At 60.7% G+C, this 17364-nt stretch carries 17 protein-coding genes; 11 read left to right on the top strand and 6 right to left on the bottom strand.

Annotated elements, in window-relative coordinates:
- Window positions 1-86 precede the first annotated feature (86 nt).
- From BLU52_RS23595 to BLU52_RS23585, 3 genes are all read right to left on the bottom strand, one after another.
- Window positions 87-407 (bottom strand): DUF2388 domain-containing protein, encoded by a 321-nt coding sequence (locus BLU52_RS23595; protein ID WP_197677994.1) that lies wholly within the window; start codon window positions 405-407, stop codon window positions 87-89.
- A gap of 65 nt (window positions 408-472) precedes the next feature.
- Entirely contained in the window at window positions 473-2257 is a 1785-nt protein-coding gene (locus BLU52_RS23590) for a GspE/PulE family protein (protein ID WP_090287322.1), read from the bottom strand.
- 93 nt (window positions 2258-2350) lie between these two features.
- The gene (locus tag BLU52_RS23585; protein WP_090287320.1) at window positions 2351-2689 is read right to left on the bottom strand and encodes a hypothetical protein; all 339 of its coding nucleotides are present in this window, start codon (window positions 2687-2689) and stop codon (window positions 2351-2353) included.
- 125 nt (window positions 2690-2814) lie between these two features.
- On the opposite strand from BLU52_RS23585, the gene BLU52_RS23580 reads away from it, so the two are divergent.
- Window positions 2815-3279 (top strand): Lrp/AsnC family transcriptional regulator, encoded by a 465-nt coding sequence (locus BLU52_RS23580; RefSeq protein ID WP_090287318.1) that lies wholly within the window; start codon window positions 2815-2817, stop codon window positions 3277-3279.
- Window positions 3280-3377: 98 nt separating this feature from the next.
- Here BLU52_RS23580 and BLU52_RS23575 read toward each other — a convergent pair whose 3' ends face one another.
- Entirely contained in the window at window positions 3378-4748 is a 1371-nt protein-coding gene (locus BLU52_RS23575) for a CYTH domain-containing protein (RefSeq protein WP_090287315.1), read from the bottom strand.
- 158 nt (window positions 4749-4906) lie between these two features.
- On the opposite strand from BLU52_RS23575, the gene argE reads away from it, so the two are divergent.
- Both argE and argA read left to right on the top strand, forming a co-directional pair.
- Complete coding sequence (argE, locus tag BLU52_RS23570; RefSeq protein ID WP_090287313.1) at window positions 4907-6076, top strand: acetylornithine deacetylase; 1170 nt, start codon at window positions 4907-4909, stop codon at window positions 6074-6076.
- Window positions 6077-6340: 264 nt separating this feature from the next.
- Window positions 6341-7642, top strand: coding sequence for an amino-acid N-acetyltransferase (gene argA / locus BLU52_RS23565; RefSeq protein WP_016772647.1), 1302 nt, complete (start codon window positions 6341-6343; stop codon window positions 7640-7642).
- Window positions 7643-7807: 165 nt separating this feature from the next.
- Here argA and tauA read toward each other — a convergent pair whose 3' ends face one another.
- On the bottom strand, window positions 7808-8797 hold the full coding sequence (gene tauA / locus BLU52_RS23560) for a taurine ABC transporter substrate-binding protein (RefSeq protein WP_090288667.1): 990 nt from the start codon (window positions 8795-8797) through the stop codon (window positions 7808-7810).
- A 365-nt stretch (window positions 8798-9162) separates the two neighbouring features.
- Here tauA and BLU52_RS23555 point away from each other — a divergent pair, with 365 nt between their 5' ends.
- The 8 genes from BLU52_RS23555 (at window position 9163) to BLU52_RS23520 (ending at window position 16498) form a co-directional block, all read left to right on the top strand.
- Window positions 9163-10506, top strand: coding sequence for an OprD family porin (locus BLU52_RS23555; RefSeq protein ID WP_090287311.1), 1344 nt, complete (start codon window positions 9163-9165; stop codon window positions 10504-10506).
- Window positions 10507-10803: 297 nt separating this feature from the next.
- The gene (locus BLU52_RS23550; protein ID WP_090287309.1) at window positions 10804-11442 is read left to right on the top strand and encodes a peroxiredoxin; all 639 of its coding nucleotides are present in this window, start codon (window positions 10804-10806) and stop codon (window positions 11440-11442) included.
- A 307-nt stretch (window positions 11443-11749) separates the two neighbouring features.
- Window positions 11750-12343: an NADPH-dependent FMN reductase gene (ssuE, locus tag BLU52_RS23545; protein WP_090287307.1), complete on the top strand. Its 594-nt coding sequence runs from the start codon at window positions 11750-11752 to the stop codon at window positions 12341-12343.
- 89 nt (window positions 12344-12432) lie between these two features.
- Window positions 12433-13407, top strand: a complete 975-nt coding sequence (locus tag BLU52_RS23540) for a sulfonate ABC transporter substrate-binding protein (protein ID WP_090287305.1) — start codon at window positions 12433-12435, stop codon at window positions 13405-13407.
- Between the two features lie 25 nt (window positions 13408-13432).
- The gene (ssuD, locus tag BLU52_RS23535) at window positions 13433-14581 is read left to right on the top strand and encodes an FMNH2-dependent alkanesulfonate monooxygenase (RefSeq protein WP_090287303.1); all 1149 of its coding nucleotides are present in this window, start codon (window positions 13433-13435) and stop codon (window positions 14579-14581) included.
- A 9-nt stretch (window positions 14582-14590) separates the two neighbouring features.
- On the top strand, window positions 14591-15373 hold the full coding sequence (ssuC, locus tag BLU52_RS23530; RefSeq protein ID WP_090287301.1) for an aliphatic sulfonate ABC transporter permease SsuC: 783 nt from the start codon (window positions 14591-14593) through the stop codon (window positions 15371-15373).
- Window positions 15370-16176 (top strand): aliphatic sulfonates ABC transporter ATP-binding protein, encoded by an 807-nt coding sequence (ssuB, locus tag BLU52_RS23525; protein ID WP_090287299.1) that lies wholly within the window; start codon window positions 15370-15372, stop codon window positions 16174-16176. Before ssuC ends, ssuB begins: the two co-directional genes overlap by 4 nt.
- A gap of 106 nt (window positions 16177-16282) precedes the next feature.
- A complete protein-coding gene (locus BLU52_RS23520) occupies window positions 16283-16498 on the top strand; it encodes a TOBE domain-containing protein (protein ID WP_003229256.1) in 216 nt (71 codons plus the stop codon).
- A gap of 85 nt (window positions 16499-16583) precedes the next feature.
- Here BLU52_RS23520 and BLU52_RS23515 read toward each other — a convergent pair whose 3' ends face one another.
- Window positions 16584-17222 (bottom strand): TetR/AcrR family transcriptional regulator, encoded by a 639-nt coding sequence (locus BLU52_RS23515; protein WP_090287297.1) that lies wholly within the window; start codon window positions 17220-17222, stop codon window positions 16584-16586.
- Between the last annotated feature and the right edge of the window lie 142 nt (window positions 17223-17364).

Here is a 17364-nt window from a genome sequence, read left to right as displayed (position 1 = left end):
CTCGCTCCCACAGGAGGCGGTGGCGGTTGGGAAATTCGAGCAAAAAAATGCCGCTCAATCGAGCGGCATTTTCATACGCGAAAGGCTTACTCAGAAGCCACGGCATTCTTCGCCAGAATCGCGTTCGCCAGTTCCATGTCCGACGCTTGCAGGCCCGGATTGTCGGCACGGACTTTCTGCATCGCCGCTTCCAGGTACGGGCCACGAATGCCGCCGTCGCTGGCGACGAAGCTGCCGGCGTCGTCCTGGGCGGCGACGATCAGCTTGTGATCCTTGAAGGTCAGATAAGTGGAGCCGGTGGTGGCGCCGGACGAGATGACGTTACGCCAAAAGCTGTCCGCCATGGCCGAACCGACGGGAAGGGACAACAGGGCCATGGTGGCGACAGCAAGTTTGAGACGCATGATGAGGTGACTCCTGGGGATTGACTACGGCGTTGGATCGTCGTTCCCGGATCCGGTTCCGTGGCGCACTAGCTCTGCTCGCTTTGCGGTGTCACCCGCAGCACTTCCTCAACCGTGGTCAGCCCCGCCGCGACTTTCTGTGCGCCGGACAGGCGCAGGCTGCGCATGCCTTCCTTGAAGGCCTGACGGCGGATCGCCGTGAGATCGGTGTCCGGGGTGATGAACGCCTTGAGGCTGTCGCTCAGTTGCATGATTTCGTAAACCCCGGCGCGGCCGCGATAACCGGTATCGCGACATTCGACACAGCCGATCGCCCGTTGCGCATGACCCGGCAGCGGCGCCTGCCAGGGCCGGGTCAGCGTCTGCCAGTCGTCCTCGTCCAGCGTCTGCGGCGCCTTGCAGTGCGGGCACAGAGTGCGCACCAGCCGCTGGGCCATGACCCCGAGCACCGTAGCCTTGATCAGGTAATGCGGCACGCCGAGTTCGAGCAGACGGCTGATCGCGCTGGGCGCGTCATTGGTGTGCAGGGTCGACAGCACCAAGTGCCCGGTGAGCGCAGCCTGAATCGCCATTTCCGCGGTTTCGAGGTCGCGGATCTCGCCGATCATGATGATGTCCGGGTCTTGGCGCATCAATGCGCGCACGCCGGCGGCAAAACTCAGCTCGATGTTGTGCTGTACCTGCATCTGGTTGAAGGCCGGCTCGACCATCTCGATCGGGTCTTCGATGGTGCAGAGGTTGACCTCCGGGGTCGCCAGTTTTTTCAACGTGGTGTACAGCGTGGTGGTCTTGCCCGAACCGGTCGGCCCGGTGACCAGAATGATGCCGTTGGGCTGGCGGGTCATGTCCTGCCAGCGGCGCAGGTCCTCGGCGCTGAACCCCAGTTGATCGAAATCCTTGAGCAGCACTTCCGGGTCGAAGATGCGCATGACCATTTTCTCGCCGAACGCCGTGGGCAGCGTCGACAGGCGCAGCTCCACCTCGCCGCCGTCCGGGGTCTTGGTCTTGACCCGGCCGTCCTGAGGTTTGCGCTTCTCGGCGACATTCATCCGGCCGAGGCTTTTCAGGCGACTGACAATCGCCATGGTCACCTGCGGCGGGAATTGATAGACGTTGTGCAGCACGCCGTCGATGCGAAAACGCACGGTGCCTTGCTCGCGGCGCGGTTCGATGTGGATATCGCTGGCGCGCTGCTGAAAGGCGTACTGGAACAGCCAGTCGACGATGTTGACGATATGCGCATCGTTGGCGTCCGGCTCCTGATCGCTGGCGCCGAGGTTGAGCAGTTGTTCGAAATTGCCGAGGTTGCCGCCCTGCGCATCGGCATTGCTGGCGCCGCTGACCGATTTCGCCAGCCGAAAGAACTCGACGCTGAAACGCTGGATGTCCGCCGGGTTGGCCACTACCCGTTTGATCGGCAACTTCAGTACATGGGTCAGGTCTGCCTCCCAGCCGGTGACGTACGGCTGAGCGCTGGCGACCGTCACCGAGTCGCGGTCCACGGCCACGGCGAGAATCTTGTGCCGCTGGGCGAAGGCGTAGGACATCAACGGCGTGATCGCGGCGACGTTGATTTTCAGCGGATCGATGCGCAGGTACGGCTGGCCAGCCTGTTGCGCCAGCCACAGGGTCAGGCTTTCCAGATCCAGGTGCTTACCCGGGCGGCTGAGGTCGTCGAGTTGCTGGCTGGCGATGAATTCCAGTGGATGCTTCTGCGCGTGCGCAGCGTGACGGCGACGCGCATTCAACGCCTGCTCGGCGGCGTCCTGGCAGATAAAACCCTGTGCGACCAGCTCGCGCAGCACTTCATTGAGGTCCAGCCAGCGGTCCTGAATAGCGAGTTGAACGGACATGCGGGCTTCCTTTTCAAGCGACATTGCGCAAAAGAATAGCCTTGGCGCTGCTGACCGTTGGGCCACTACCCGACGAAGCCGTTGCCGGATTTGTCAGCCGGCTGCCTTTGCCGGCGCCTGCCAGGCGCTGTCGGCGTTCTGCAGATTGACCGAGCAGACGCTGATCAGGTTACGAAGTTTTTCCGCGATCACTTGTGCGCGGTGCCAGCTCAGGCCGCCCATAACCAGATCGATTGACAGCAGATCGTCCGTGCGCTGCACGTTGACTTGCTCGGGCGTAAGAAACTGCAAGGCGAACAGGTTCAGCACCCTCACCAACAGATCCGGCTCGGCCTCGGCAAGAATCTGATATTGCGCCAGGCAATGGGCGTTGCTGACATTCCAGACGTCGGCGCGGGGCGGGGCGCTGTTTACGGCTTCAAGGTGCGGCATGGCAAGTCTCCAGATCACTGGGGAAATTTTTACATTCGCTGCGGGGTATTTCTTGGCTAAAATCGGTGATATTGGCAATTGATCGATGTGACCAATTCGCATTATTTGATTTCTGAGGTTTTTCTATGCACAGCGAACTGGACGCCTACGACCGCAAGATACTTGCCCTGCTGCAAGAGGACGCTTCGCTGTCCAGCGCGCAGATCGCCGAGCAGGTTGGGCTGTCGCAGTCGCCGTGCTGGCGGCGGATTCAGCGGATGAAGGAGGAGGGGATCATTCGCGCTCAGGTGACCTTGCTCGACCGCAAGAAGATTGGCCTGAACACGCAGATCTTCGCCGAGATCAAACTCAACGCCCACGGGCGTTCGAATTTCACCGAATTCACCGAGGCAATTCGCGGCTTCCCGGAAGTGCTGGAATGTTATGTGCTGATGGGCGCGGTGGATTTTCTGTTGCGCATTGTCGCGGCGGACATCGAGGCGTATGAGCGGTTTTTCTTCGAAAAACTGTCGCTGGTGCCGGGGATTCAGGAAGTGAATTCGATAGTGGCGTTGTCGGAAATCAAATCCACCACCAGCCTGCCGGTCTGAGTTGAGGCGGCGGGCCTCATCGCTAGCAGGCTAGCTCCCACAGGTGTTGTGTTCGCCACATTTCCCCTGTGGGAGCCAGCCTGCTGGCGATGGCGGAATTACATGCGCAACAGCATTTTCCACGCGCGATTCTGGTAAACCGCAATCGCCTGTTGCTTGCGCGCGTCGAGCAGTTCGTCGGTGATGGTCGGCTCGTTGGCCAGTTGCGCCAACTTGTTCAGCTCGCCGTAGAGGCGATCCATTTCCGGAATCTCCAGCACGTTGCGCGCGTGGTGCAGCCAGACCTGAATGCGCTCGATGCGCGGCAGTTGTTCAGCGAGGTCTTCCGGCTGTTGCTGATAGCGCTGCAGTTGCAGGGCTGTGGCTTCTTCGCCGAGCAGGCGCGGCAACCAGCTGTGCAACTGCGCGCCACCCTGACGATTGCCGCGCACGTTGCGGTCGGCGGTCCAGGTGCGGGCCAGCAACCAGCGCGACGTGCTCAGCGAGAACAGGCCCCAGCGCGGATCTTCCAGTTCTTCAAGGAACTGCTCCGGTGCGGCTTTGCGCACGTCTTCATCTTCGATGCCGACCTGCACCAGCGGGCGCCAGTCTTCCAGCAACGCATCCAGTGCTACGCGCAGGTCGTGGGTCGACTGACGCGGCGCGGCCTGGCCGAGGCTGCTGAGCAGGGCGCGCATTTCTGCGAGGTTCTCGACCCAGTCCTGCAGCAGGCGCCAGTGGCCGTTGAAACGATATTGTTCGGCCAGACGCTGGCTGCTGCCGAGCAAGTGCCAGCTCAGCGCGGCGAAGGCGTCGTCGAGTGGGGTTTCCGGGGTCAGTTGCGGCGCCGGCAGGCTCAGCGAATAGCTGTTGGCGTCGTACAGGCGATAACCACGCTCAGCCTTGCTGATGTCGCACGGCATCAAGGCGAGGGTTTCAGCCAGTTCGGCGGCCAGTTCGAGCAGCGCGGCAGGCTCGCCTTCGCGCAGTTCCAGTTCCAGCTCGCAGATTTCTTCTTTCTGCTTGCCGACCACGACGTGACCGAGGTCCAGTGCGGCTTCGATGACCACCTTGGTCTTGCCACGACCCCAGGCGATTTCGGCGCGCTCGCGGACGAAATCGGTGGTGAAGATCGGCTTGAGGGTTTTCTTGTCCAGCTCGGCCAGCGATTCGGGCCAGCATTCGCCGTCGAGTTTCTTCACATCGAGCTTGGCCTTCGGCAGTTTCCAGTCGTACTCGTTACGCTCGGACAGACCGGCGACGCTCTGGCCGCGCGTCTTCAGGGTCTGGATGACCTCGTCGCCATCCTTGCGCAGGCGCAGGGCGACCTTGGCCTGGGCCAGATCGCGCTCCGGGGTGTCGAAGTACTGGTTCATCAACTCACGGCGTTCCCAGCCACTTTTGTTGCGTTTCTTCAGGAGCGGGTGCTCGCGCAGAGCGGCGAGGGTTTCGCGGCTGACGCGGAGTTTGATTTCGGTTTCTTTCTGCATGGCCGGAAAATCCAGGATATCGGGAGCGCAGCCGGGGGAATGTGTGGCTGCCAAGGCCGTGCAGTGTACAGGAGTCAAACTTCCTACGCCCTGCGGCGGTTTATTCCGAGCGCCGGATGGTTCTATGATGGACCTCAATCCGGGAGTTGGAGTCAGCGATGCCTTTGCCATCCATGCAAGACCAGTTCGCTGCGCTGATTGCCGCGCCATCGGTCAGCTGTACCCAACCGAGCCTCGATCAATCCAACCGCGCCGTTATCGATCTGCTGGCGGGTTGGCTGGGTGACCTAGGCTTCAGCTGCGATATCCAGCAAATCAGTCCGGGCAAATTCAACTTGCTCGCCAGCATCGGCAGCGGCCCCGGCGGGCTGGTGCTGGCCGGGCACAGCGATACGGTGCCGTATGACGACGCGTTGTGGCAGACCGATCCGCTGAAACTCACCGAAGTCGATGGCCGCTGGGTCGGTCTCGGCAGCTGCGACATGAAAGGCTTCTTCGCGCTGATCATCGAGGCGGTGCAGCCGCTGCTCAATCAGCCGTTCAAGCAACCGCTGCTGATTCTCGCCACCTGCGATGAAGAAAGCTCGATGTCCGGCGCCCGTGCGCTGGCCGAGGCCGGGCAACCGCTGGGCCGTGCGGCGGTGATTGGCGAACCGACCGGGCTCAAGCCGATCCGCATGCACAAAGGCATCATGATGGAGCGCATCGACATTCTCGGGCAGAGCGGGCATTCGTCGGACCCGCGGCTGGGCCACAGCGCTCTTGAAGCCATGCACGATGCGATCGGCGAGCTGCGCGGCCTGCGCCTGTTGTGGCAGCGCGAATTCAACAATCCGCAATTCAGCGTGCCGCAGCCGACCCTGAACTTCGGCTGCATCCATGGCGGCGACAACCCCAATCGCATCTGCGGCCAGTGTTCGCTGGAATTCGACCTGCGCCCGCTGCCGGGCATGGACCCGAAGGTCCTGCGCGCGGAAATCCTGCGCAAGCTCAACCCGGTGGCCGAGCGGCATCAGGTGAAAATTGACTACAAACCGCTGTTCCCGGAAGTGCCGCCGTTCGAGCAGAGCGAAGACGCGGAATTGGTGCGCATCGCTGAAAAGCTCACCGGCCATCGCGCCGAAGCAGTGGCGTTCGGCACCGAAGCGCCTTATCTTCAGCGCCTCGGCTGCGAAACCATCGTGCTCGGCCCCGGCGACATCGCCTGTGCCCACCAGCCCGGCGAATACCTTGAAATGTCACGTTTGCAGCCTACCGTGCAGCTATTGCGGCAGTTGATTGAACATTACTGCCTGACAAGTGCCCCAACGTCACAGGATTTCAAGTGACCCTTTGTAGGAGTGAGCCTGCTCGCGATAGCGGTGAGACATTCCCGGAGATATTGACTGACACTCCGCTATCGCGAGCAGGCTCACTCCTACAAGGGATCTATGTTTTGCCTGATCAAACGCTGTAAATTGCCAACACCCCAACCCGTATTCATGAGGAGAGCGCGCGTGTCGCCAAGCCTGTTCCGACGATAACCATCAGCCCGCTGTGCGTTTTTTCGTTTCGCCCCTTTTTCGGCTGCTCTTTATTACAGGCCCAGGTTCATGCCCGAATACGTTAATTGGCTTCGTCACGCATCCCCTTACATCAATGCCCACCGCGATTGCACCTTCGTCGTCATGCTGCCCGGCGACGGCGTTGAGCATCCGAATTTCGGCAACATCGTCCACGACCTGGTTTTGCTGCACAGCCTCGGCGTGCGTCTGGTGCTGGTGCATGGCTCGCGCCCACAGATCGAGACCCGCCTCGCCGCACGCGGCCTGACCCCGCATTACCATCACGGCATGCGCATCACCGACGCGGCGACGCTGGAGTGTGTGATCGACGCGGTCGGCCAGTTGCGCATCGCCATCGAAGCGCGGCTGTCGATGGACATGGCTTCCTCGCCGATGCAGGGCTCACGCCTGCGCGTGGCCAGCGGCAACCTCGTTACCGCGCGGCCGATCGGCGTGCTTGAAGGCGTTGATTATCACCATACCGGCGAAGTGCGCCGGGTCGATCGCAAGGGCATCAATCGCCTGCTCGACGAGCGCTCGATCGTGCTGCTGTCGCCGCTGGGCTACTCGCCAACTGGTGAAATCTTCAACCTTGCCTGCGAAGACGTCGCCACCCGCGCCGCCATCGATCTGGGTGCAGATAAACTGCTGTTGTTCGGCGCCGAACTCGGCCTGATCGACGAGAACGGCAAACTGGTTCGCGAACTGCGTCCGCAACAAGTGCCGGCGCATTTGCAGCGTCTGGGCATGAGCAATTATCAGGCGGAGTTGCTCGACGCGGCTGCCGAAGCCTGCCGTGGCGGCGTAGCGCGCAGCCATATCGTCAGCTACGCCGAAGACGGCGCGCTGCTGACCGAACTGTTCACCCGTGACGGTGGCGGTACGCTGGTCGCGCAGGAGCAATTCGAACTGGTGCGCGAGGCGGCGATTGAAGATGTCGGCGGCTTGCTCGACCTGATCAGTCCGCTGGAAGAGCAGGGCATTCTGGTGCGCCGCTCGCGTGAAGTGCTGGAACGCGAGATCGAGCAGTTCAGCGTGGTCGAACGCGAAGGCATGATCATCGCCTGTGCGGCGCTGTATCAGATTGCCGATTCCGATGCCGGCGAGCTGGCTTGCCTGGCGGTGAATCCGGAGTATCGCCACGGTGGGCGCGGTGATGAATTGCTCGAGCGCATCGAAACCCGTGCGCGGGCGCAGGGTTTGAAAACCTTGTTCGTGCTCACCACGCGTACTGCACACTGGTTCCGCGAGCGCGGTTTCGAACCGAGCAGCGTCGAGCGCCTGCCAGCGGCGCGGGCTTCGCTGTACAACTATCAGCGCAATTCGAAGATCTTCGAAAAGACGCTGTAACTTCCCCATCGATCGTTCCCACGCGCAGCAAAGGAATGCCTCAACGGACGCTCCGCGTTCGGCTTTTGATGGGACGCGGAGCGTCCCGGGCTGCATCCCCACGCAGAGCGTGGGAACGATCAATTCGCGGAACCGATGTGGGAGTGAGCCTGCTCGCGAAGCTTTCTAGTGCGCGATGAACTTCGCACTGACGTACGGCGAATAATCCGTCAGCACCGTTTCGACCTTGCCCTGTTCCTTGAGGAACTTCGCTGTCTCGCCAATCGCCTTCGCCGTGCCGCCGTCCAGCAGCGCTGTGGTTTGCTGCGCCTTCGCATCCGGGAATGTCGAGCCGGCGAGCAGTTCCGGTACATCGGCGGCATTGGCACCGGTCAGTTTGGCGATTTTCTGTACCGGCACCGAGTCGGCCGTCCAGCTGTCTTTGTGCGCGGCGTAATCAGCGAACGAGTCCAGCGTGACCTTGGCGAATTTCGCCACGACGTCGGGATGCTTCTCGGCGAAGTCCTTGCGCGCAACCCAAACTTCGAAAGTCGGCGCGCCCCACTGGCCGACCTGCGCGGCGTCAGTCAGGGTCTTGCCGGTCTTGCGGATTTCACCCAGCGCCGGTGACCAGACAAACGCCCCATCGATGTCGCCACGCTTCCATGCAGCGGCAATCTCTGCCGGTTGCAGGTTGACCACTTTGACTTGCGAGGTCGTCAGGCCCCAGTGTTTCAACGCCCCGAGCAGGCTGTAGTGAGAAGTGGACACGAACGGCGTGGCGATGGTTTTGCCGATCAGATCCTGCGGCTTGTCAATGCCACTGCCATTGCGCACCACCAAGGCTTCGGCGGCATTGATCTGCGCCGAAACAATAAACGCCACGATCGGCAGATTGCGCGACGCCGCTGCTGCCAGCGGGCTCGAACCGAGATTGCCGATCTGCACATCACCCGAAGCAATGGCTGTCACAACTTCCGGGCCGCTGTTGAAGCGCCGCCAGTCGATCTTTTCGCCGATGGCCTCCTCATAGACGCCGTCCGCCTGGGGCACTTTGCTCGGGTCGATGCCCGTCTGATAACCCACGGTCAGACCGGCGGCATGTGCGGAAAAAGAAAACAGTGCCGACACACAAACTGTAACAAATTGACTTGATAGTGCGCGTTTCGCCATGATGCGTCGCCTTTTCGATAGGGTTTGACGTAGGTGGGAGTACGGCAAAGCTAATCGATCTAAAAAAAGGTCAACAAATACCATTTAGGAATGAGCTTAGGCGCCGATACGCTGTTTCCCGGCGCGGATGGCCATTAATGGGCCATATACCCGAATGGTATGAAAAAGAATGAAATAATTCTTTTTGGGTTTATCAGGAAATCTCTACCCTGCAGGGACCAAATCACTTGCGATTAGACCATGGTCGTAGACACACAAGGTTACGATTGACTTGTCAGTCACGGTCTGGCGCTAATCGCGCATCTTAGGATTCAGGGCAAATCGACCCCGAACCAGGAACACAAGAATTAGAACGAGAGGAGCGATACATGAACAAGTCCACCTTGGCCCTGGCTGTGGCCGTTGGGGTTATGGCGCAGCAGGCAGGCGCCGCCGGTTTCATCGAAGACAGCAAGGCAACTCTGGGGCTGCGCAACTTCTACATCAACACTGACAACCGTGATGGCACTGGCGCCAACAAGAACGAAGAGTGGGGCCAAGGCTTCGATCTGCGTTTCATCTCCGGTTACACCCAGGGCACCGTCGGTTTCGGCCTTGACGCCATCGGCCTGCTGGGCATCCGTCTGGATTCGGGCGGCGGCACCAACGGCAACAGCGGCACCGCTTACGGCGGCACCGTGTTCCCGAGCGAGTCCAACGGCGAAGCCGTGGACAACTTCTCCAGCCTGGGTCTGACTGCCAAAGCCAAGATCTCCCAGACCGAACTGAAGCTGGGCACCCTGCAGCCAAAACTGCCGGTGATCGTGACCAACGACGGTCGTCTGTTGCCACAAACCTGGCAGGGCGGCCAGATCACTTCCGGCGAGATCAAGGACCTGACCCTGGTCGGCGGCCAGATCGAAGCGGTAAAAGGTCGTAACTCCAGCAACAACGAAAACCTCTCGATCGGCGGCGCCAACTCCCGTGGCACGGCGTTCCGTGACAGCAACAAGTTCATCTATGCCGGTGGTGACTACAAGATCACCAAAGACCTGACTGCCCAGTACTACTACGGCAACCTGGAAGACTTCTACAAGCAGCACTTCCTGGGTCTGGTACACAACTGGTCGATCGGCCCGGGCGTGTTGAAGTCTGACCTGCGTTACTTCAACAGCTCCGACGACGGCAAGAACGGCACCGATTCGGCTTACTACAGCTCGGGTAACTACACCGGTTTCCGTAACGGTCGTGGCGAAGTCGACAACAACCTGTACAGCGGCTTGTTCCTGTATACCGTTGCCGGCCACACCTTCGGCGGCGGCTACCAGGTTTCCAACGGTAGCAGCGACTTCCCTTGGCTGAACCAGGGCGACGGTTCGTCGAACTACACCATCACCGATATGCAGATCCAGAAGTTCGGCCGTGCCGGTGAGAAAACCTGGCAAGCTCGCTACTCCTACGATTTCGCCAAGGTTGGCGTACCTGGCCTGACCGCCGGTGTGGTTTACCTGAAGGGCGACAGCATCGACACCGTTGGCAGCAACGGTCGCGAAAACGCGTCGAACCGTTCCGAGTGGGAACGCGACTTCACCATCGGTTACGTAGTGCCGGAAGGTCCGTTCAAGAACGTCGGCCTGATGTGGAAAAACGCGGTATGGCGCACCGACCTGCCGAACACCCGTTCGCAGGACGAAAACCGCTTGATCGTCAGCTACTCGATCCCGCTGTTGTAATAGCGCGGCTCGATTCGCAGACGTAAAAAAAGCCCCGTCCGGCATTGCGCCGGACGGGGCTTTTGCGTTTTCGGGTCAGGCCCACCACCGTAAGCCTGTCCCGAATTTCCCTCTTTACTGCAACTCAAGGCCTTCTCGAACCTTGGAACCGATGTTCGTCGCGATGCCGCCAAGCGTCCAGTGAACAGAAGTTTAATATTCACTAAAGATATAAATATCTCGTTATTTATTCTTTTTCATCATGGCAAATCCCGGGCTACAGTTGAGGTCTCCAACAACTCCAACAGGAGCCGCATCATGAGCCTCAGACTTGGCGACATCGCCCCCGATTTCGAACAGGATTCCAGCGCCGGCAAGATTCGTTTCCACGAATGGCTGGGCGATAGCTGGGGCGTGCTGTTCTCTCATCCGGCGGACTTCACCCCGGTGTGCACGACCGAACTGGGCTTCACCGCCAAGGTCAAGGATCAGTTCAGCCAGCGCGGCGTCAAAGCCATTGCGCTGTCGGTCGATCCGGTAGATTCGCACCACAAGTGGATCGAAGACATCAATGAGACCCAGAACACCGTGGTCAATTTCCCGATCCTGGCCGATGCCGATCGCAAGGTTTCCGACCTCTACGACCTGATCCATCCGAACGCCAGTGACACCCTGACCGTGCGCTCACTGTTCGTCATCGATCCGAACAAGAAGATTCGCCTGACCATTACTTATCCCGCGAGCACCGGGCGTAACTTCCACGAGATCCTGCGGGTGATCGATTCGCTGCAGCTCACCGACAACTACAAGGTCGCCACCCCGGCCAACTGGCAGGACGGTGAAGACGTGGTGATCGTGCCGTCGCTCAAGGATGAGGACGAGATCAAGCAGCGCTTCCCCAAAGGCTATCGCGCGGTGAAGCCGTACCTGCGCCTGACGCCGCAGCCCAACAAATGATTTCTGCGGTGTAGCCGCTGGCGCCATCGCGAGCAGGCTCACTCCTACATTTGGAATGCGATCCCCTGTAGGAGTGAGCGTGCTCGCGATAGCGATAGTCCAGTCACCACGGAACCACGGAGCAGGGGAATTTCGGCCGTTTCGACGGCCTTTTTTTTGTCCAGATAAAGGCAGTTGGTATATCTCCAAAACGCATAACCAAATGAATAAATATGATTTATGGATATATAAATCTGCTGGTAAGGTCATTCCATTGAAGCGAGATCGCAACCTGCGAATCGCCGCTAACGTTTAAGGAATCGTCGCAATGCTGGTCGTCTCACTGGGTGGCAGCCCCAGCCTGCGCTCCCGCTCCGGGGTGCTGCTGGAGCGCTCGCAACGCTGGTTGCAACAGCACGGGGTGGAAGTGGTGAGTTATCGGGTGCGGGACTTCCCGGCCGAAGATTTGCTCCACGCGCGCTTCGACAGCCCGAAGGTTCTCGACCTGTTGCAACAGATCGAAAACGCCGACGGCCTGCTGATCGCTACGCCGGTATACAAGGCGTCATTTTCCGGCGCACTGAAAACCCTGTTGGATCTGCTGCCGGAACGTGCGCTGAGCCACAAGATCGTTTTGCCGATGGCCACCGGTGGCAGCATCGCCCACATGCTGGTGGTCGATTACGCCCTCAAGCCAGTGCTCTCGGCGTTGAAAGCCCAGGAAATGCTCCAGGGGATTTTTGCCGAGGACAGCCAGATCGCTTACGGCGAAGGCAGTGCCGATGCGCAACTGGCGCCGGCCCTGGAATTGCGACTGCATGAAGCGCTGGAGCAGTTTGTCGGGGCCATGGCACGCCGGCCGAAACCGCTGGAGCCGGGCCTGTTGAACGAACGTTTGTTGAGTGCTCGCTGGAGCATTTGAGCCTCATCGCAATTTGAAGTACTGGCCTTACTCGCCCGCCAACGGGCAAGCAGGTGCAGCCACAACCCAACAGCAAAAAGGAGAGCGCCATGCGCCCTGTATTTTTGCGTCGTGGTCTGGTCGCTCTGTTTGCTGCGGCTGTGTCCATCGGCGCCATTACCCAAGCTCAAGCCGAGACCTTGCGGATCGGTTATCAGAAGTACGGCACGCTGGTGCTGCTCAAGGCCAAAGGCACGCTGGAAAAACGTCTGGCCGCCCAAGGCGTCGACGTGCAATGGACTGAATTTCCCGGCGGCCCGCAACTGCTCGAAGGCCTTAACGTTGGCTCGATCGACTTTGGTGTAACCGGCGAAACCCCGCCGGTGTTCGCCCAGGCCGCTGGCGCCGATCTACTCTACGTGGCTTACGAACCGCCAGCGCCGCACAGTGAAGCGATCCTCGTGCCGAAAGACTCGCCGATCAAGTCGGTGGCCGATCTCAAAGGCAAGAAAATCGCGCTGAACAAAGGCTCCAACGTCCACTACCTGTTGGTGCGTGCGCTGGAAGACGCCGGCCTCAAGTACAGCGACATTCAAACAGTGTTCCTGCCACCGGCCGATGCCCGCGCGGCGTTCGAGCGCGGCAGTGTCGACGCCTGGGTTATCTGGGATCCGTATCAGGCCGCCGCCGAACAACAGTTGCAGGCGCATACCCTGCGTGACGGCAAAGGCATCGTCGATAACCACCAGTTCTATCTCGCTACCAAACCTTACGCGCAGAAAAATCCCGAAGTGATCAAGACCCTCGTCGAAGAGGTGCGCGCGGTCGGCGAATGGTCCAAAGCCAATCCGCAAGATGTCACTCAGCAGGTGGCGCCGCTGCTCGGTCTGCCGGCAGACATCACCCTGACCTCGGTGAAACGCCAGGGCTACGGCGCGCTGTTCCTGACCCCGGAAGTGGTCGCCGCGCAACAGAAAATCGCCGACACGTTCTTCCAGCTCAAGCTGATTCCCAAGCCGCTGAGCATCAAGGACGTGATCTGGACGCCACCGGCCGCTGTGGCCCAAAGCTCTCAAGCGCAGTAATTCGAATCCACAAGGAGACCACTCCATGAGCCTCAACATTTTCTGGTTCCTGCCTACCCACGGCGACGGCCATTACCTTGGCACCGCCGAAGGCGCCCGCGCGGTCGACCACGGTTATCTGCAGCAAGTCGCGCAAGCGGCGGATCGCCTCGGTTTTGGCGGTGTGCTGATTCCCACCGGGCGTTCCTGCGAAGACTCGTGGCTGGTGGCGGCCTCACTGATTCCAGTGACCCAGCGCCTGAAGTTTCTGGTTGCCCTGCGCCCCGGGATCATTTCCCCGACGGTGGCGGCGCGTCAGGCTGCAACACTGGATCGCTTGTCCGGCGGCCGTGCGCTGTTCAACCTCGTCACCGGTGGCGATCCGGAAGAATTGGCCGGTGACGGCCTGTTCCTCAACCACGAAGAACGCTATCAGGCCTCGGTGGAATTCACCCGCATCTGGCGCCGCGTGCTGGAAGGCGAAACCGTTGATTACGACGGCGAACACATCAGCGTCAAAGGCGCCAAGTTGCTCTATCCACCGATCCAGCAACCGCGTCCGCCGCTGTACTTCGGCGGTTCGTCGGAAGCTGCGCAGGACCTGGCCGCCGAACAAGTGGAAATGGTCCTGACCTGGGGCGAGCCACCGGCGGCGGTGGCCGAGAAAATCGCGCAGGTCCGCGCCAAGGCCGCCAAGCTCGGCCGCACCGTTCGCTTCGGTATTCGTCTGCATGTGATCGTGCGGGAAACCAATGCCGAAGCCTGGCAAGCAGCGGATCGGCTGATCTCGCATCTGGACGACGACACCATCCAACGTGCGCAGGCTTCGCTGGCGCGCTTCGATTCGGTCGGCCAGCAACGCATGGCCGCGCTGCACGGCGGTAGCCGCGACAACCTCGAAGTCAGCCCGAACCTGTGGGCCGGCGTCGGTCTGGTGCGCGGCGGTGCCGGCACGGCACTGGTCGGCGATGCCCCGACCGTGGCGGCGCGGGTCAATGAATACGCCGATCTGGGCATAGATACGTTCATCTTCTCCGGTTATCCACACCTCGAAGAATCCTATCGCGTCGCCGAGCTGCTGTTTCCGCACCTCGACGTCGAGCGCCCGGAACTGCCGAAAAGCGCCGGTTACGTCAGCCCGTTCGGCGAGATGGTCGCCAACGATATCCTGCCCAAAGCCGCATCGCAGAGCTGAGGCGCGGCCATGAAGAAATTCATCCACTGTCTCGCGCCCTGGGCGCTGCCGGTGTTGTTGCTCGCGGTGTGGCAGTTATCAGTGTCGGCCGGCTGGTTGTCGACGCGGATCCTGCCGGCACCGGTGGCGGTAATCGAAGCCGGCGTCAGTCTGGTGCGCAGCGGCGAAATCTGGACGCACCTGGCCATCAGCGGCTGGCGCGCGGCACTCGGCTTCACCATCGGCGGCAGCATCGGCCTGGTGCTGGGCTTTATCACGGGCCTGTCGAAATGGGGCGAACGCTTGCTCGACAGCTCGGTGCAAATGATCCGCAACGTGCCGCATCTGGCGCTGATTCCGCTGGTGATCCTGTGGTTCGGCATCGACGAGTCGGCGAAAATTTTTCTCGTGGCGTTGGGCACATTGTTCCCGATTTACCTCAACACCTATCACGGTATTCGCAGCGTCGACCCGGCGCTGGTGGAGATGGCGCGCAGTTATGGCCTGAGCGGTTTCGGCCTGTTCCGCCAAGTGATTCTGCCCGGCGCGCTGCCGTCGATTCTGGTTGGCGTGCGCTTTGCCCTGGGTTTCATGTGGCTGACGCTGATCGTCGCGGAAACCATTTCGGCCAGCTCCGGCATTGGCTATCTGGCGATGAACGCCCGCGAGTTCTTGCAAACCGACGTGGTCGTGCTGGCGATCCTGCTTTACGCGGTACTGGGCAAACTGGCTGACCTCGCTGCTCGTGGGCTGGAACGGGTGTGGTTGCGCTGGCATCCGGCCTATCAGGTTGCCAAGGGAGGTGCGGCATGACCGCTCAACAACCGCCACGCTTGCTGCGCGGGATTCCGCTAGCGCTGCGCAACCTGCAGAAAACCTTTGGCTTGCGCCAGGTATTGCGCGACATCGATTTGCACATTCCAGCGGGGCAATTTATTGCCGTGGTCGGGCGCAGTGGTTGCGGTAAAAGCACCTTGCTGCGCTTGCTCGCCGGACTCGATCAACCGACTGGCGGCGACCTGCTCGCCGGTTCCGCGCCGCTCAATGAGGCGCGCGATGACACCCGCTTGATGTTCCAGGAAGCGCGTCTGCTGCCGTGGAAAAAGATCATCGACAACGTTGGTCTCGGCCTCAAGGGCAACTGGCGGGCGCAAGCGCTGGACGCGCTCGAAGCCGTGGGCTTGGCCGATCGCGCCAATGAATGGCCGGCGGCGTTATCCGGCGGCCAGAAGCAGCGTGTCGCCCTGGCTCGGGCGCTGATTCATAAACCGCGCCTGCTGTTGCTCGACGAACCACTCGGTGCGCTGGACGCCCTGACGCGCATCGAGATGCAGCAACTGATCGAACGCCTGTGGCAGCAACACGGCTTCACCGTGTTGCTGGTAACCCACGACGTCAGCGAAGCGGTGGCGATTGCCGATCGGGTCATTCTGATCGAGGACGGCGAAGTCGGCCTCGACCTGCACGTCGAACTGCCGCGCCCTCGGGTGCGTGGCTCGCATCGCCTGGCGGCACTGGAAACCGAAGTGCTCAACCGTGTTCTGTCCCTGCCCGGCGAACCGCCGGCGCCGGAACCTGTTTCACCCTTGCCTACGCAATTGCGTTGGGCGCAATGAAGCAGCTGCAAGCTTCGAGCTTCAAGCTGCAAGTCAAAGCGCTGTGCTTTTGCTTGCAGCTTGTAGCTTGCCACTTGCCGCTCATTTCGATCTCAGGAGAAATGCCATGACTATCAAAGCCATCAACGTGCGCAACCAGTTCAAAGGCTCGATCAAGGAAATCGTCCTCGGCGACGTACTGTCGGAAATCGACGTGCAGACCGCTTCGGGCATCGTCACTTCGGTGATCACCACTCGCTCGGTGAAAGAGCTGGAACTGGTGGTGGGCAGTGAAGTGATCGCCTTTGTGAAATCCACCGAGGTGTCGATCGCCAAGTTGTGAGCCAGTGGATAAACAACAACCCCGAAGGGTATGAGCCCTTCGGGGTTTTTTGTGCCTGGCTTGAAATCGGCAGCGATGAGGCCAGTCAGATCACCAAAGATCTTTTGGGCAGATACGGCGGCAAATACAACCCGATATAGGCATCAAACACCCGCATCCCTTCCTCGGCCATGCGCGGCGTAATCTGCCCATGCTGCTGCACCGAGCGCGCATACACCCGGTCGCCCAGTTCCATCGCCAAGGCAAACACATCGACATCGTCCGGCAGCTTGGGCAATTCAAAGTGATGGTCGAACAGTTTGTGCATCAACTCGCCCAGCTCCAGATCATGCTGGCGGTCAGCCTGGGTCACTTCGGTCAGCCCGTGCTGGGCGAGGATCAACTGGCGTGCCGCAGCGTCTTCGCCGTAGATCTCGAGCATGCGCTGTTCGACCAGTCGCGACAGATCGCGCCAGTCGCGCAACGCGTCATGGTCAATCGGCGCTTGCAGGCAGGCGCGAAAGGCTGCGTGCACATCGGCGGTCAGGGCTTCGAGCAAGGCCGGGACGCTGGCGAAGAAATGATAAACGGAGGAGGGCGGAATCTGCGCTCGCTCGGCCACGCTGTAGATCGACAGGCTCGCCACGCCCTCGGCGGCCAGCAGCGTGCGCGCGGCATCGAGAATCGAATCGATCCGCGCCTGACTGCGGGCACGGGGTTTGCGGACGGGGGCGGGACGCGTCATGAAAGTCTCCTGCGGGGCAGTGGGCATTGTACGAGCCGGGTTGTGTGTTGTCTTGTCGGCCGCCATCGCTGGCAAGCCAGCTCCCACAGTATCTGTGTCGAACAGAAAACTTGAGTGCACAACAGACCTGTGGGAGCTGCGG

The organism is Pseudomonas granadensis (assembly GCF_900105485.1).
GTDB lineage: Bacteria > Pseudomonadota > Gammaproteobacteria > Pseudomonadales > Pseudomonadaceae > Aquipseudomonas > Aquipseudomonas granadensis.
This window is presented reverse-complemented; position numbering and strand designations above follow the sequence as displayed.

Coding starts and splice junctions, on each gene's coding strand:
- ssuC (WP_090287301.1), top strand. CDS start 14,591: ATGAAGAAATTCATCCACTGTCTCGCGCCCTGGGCGCTGCCGGTGTTG.
- BLU52_RS23515 (WP_090287297.1), bottom strand. CDS start 17,222: ATGACGCGTCCCGCCCCCGTCCGCAAACCCCGTGCCCGCAGTCAGGCG.
- ssuD (WP_090287303.1), top strand. CDS start 13,433: ATGAGCCTCAACATTTTCTGGTTCCTGCCTACCCACGGCGACGGCCAT.
- BLU52_RS23580 (WP_090287318.1), top strand. CDS start 2,815: ATGCACAGCGAACTGGACGCCTACGACCGCAAGATACTTGCCCTGCTG.
- ssuE (WP_090287307.1), top strand. CDS start 11,750: ATGCTGGTCGTCTCACTGGGTGGCAGCCCCAGCCTGCGCTCCCGCTCC.
- BLU52_RS23550 (WP_090287309.1), top strand. CDS start 10,804: ATGAGCCTCAGACTTGGCGACATCGCCCCCGATTTCGAACAGGATTCC.
- argA (WP_016772647.1), top strand. CDS start 6,341: ATGCCCGAATACGTTAATTGGCTTCGTCACGCATCCCCTTACATCAAT.
- ssuB (WP_090287299.1), top strand. CDS start 15,370: ATGACCGCTCAACAACCGCCACGCTTGCTGCGCGGGATTCCGCTAGCG.
- BLU52_RS23540 (WP_090287305.1), top strand. CDS start 12,433: ATGCGCCCTGTATTTTTGCGTCGTGGTCTGGTCGCTCTGTTTGCTGCG.
- BLU52_RS23520 (WP_003229256.1), top strand. CDS start 16,283: ATGACTATCAAAGCCATCAACGTGCGCAACCAGTTCAAAGGCTCGATC.
- BLU52_RS23555 (WP_090287311.1), top strand. CDS start 9,163: ATGAACAAGTCCACCTTGGCCCTGGCTGTGGCCGTTGGGGTTATGGCG.
- BLU52_RS23575 (WP_090287315.1), bottom strand. CDS start 4,748: ATGCAGAAAGAAACCGAAATCAAACTCCGCGTCAGCCGCGAAACCCTC.
- argE (WP_090287313.1), top strand. CDS start 4,907: ATGCCTTTGCCATCCATGCAAGACCAGTTCGCTGCGCTGATTGCCGCG.
- BLU52_RS23590 (WP_090287322.1), bottom strand. CDS start 2,257: ATGTCCGTTCAACTCGCTATTCAGGACCGCTGGCTGGACCTCAATGAA.
- BLU52_RS23585 (WP_090287320.1), bottom strand. CDS start 2,689: ATGCCGCACCTTGAAGCCGTAAACAGCGCCCCGCCCCGCGCCGACGTC.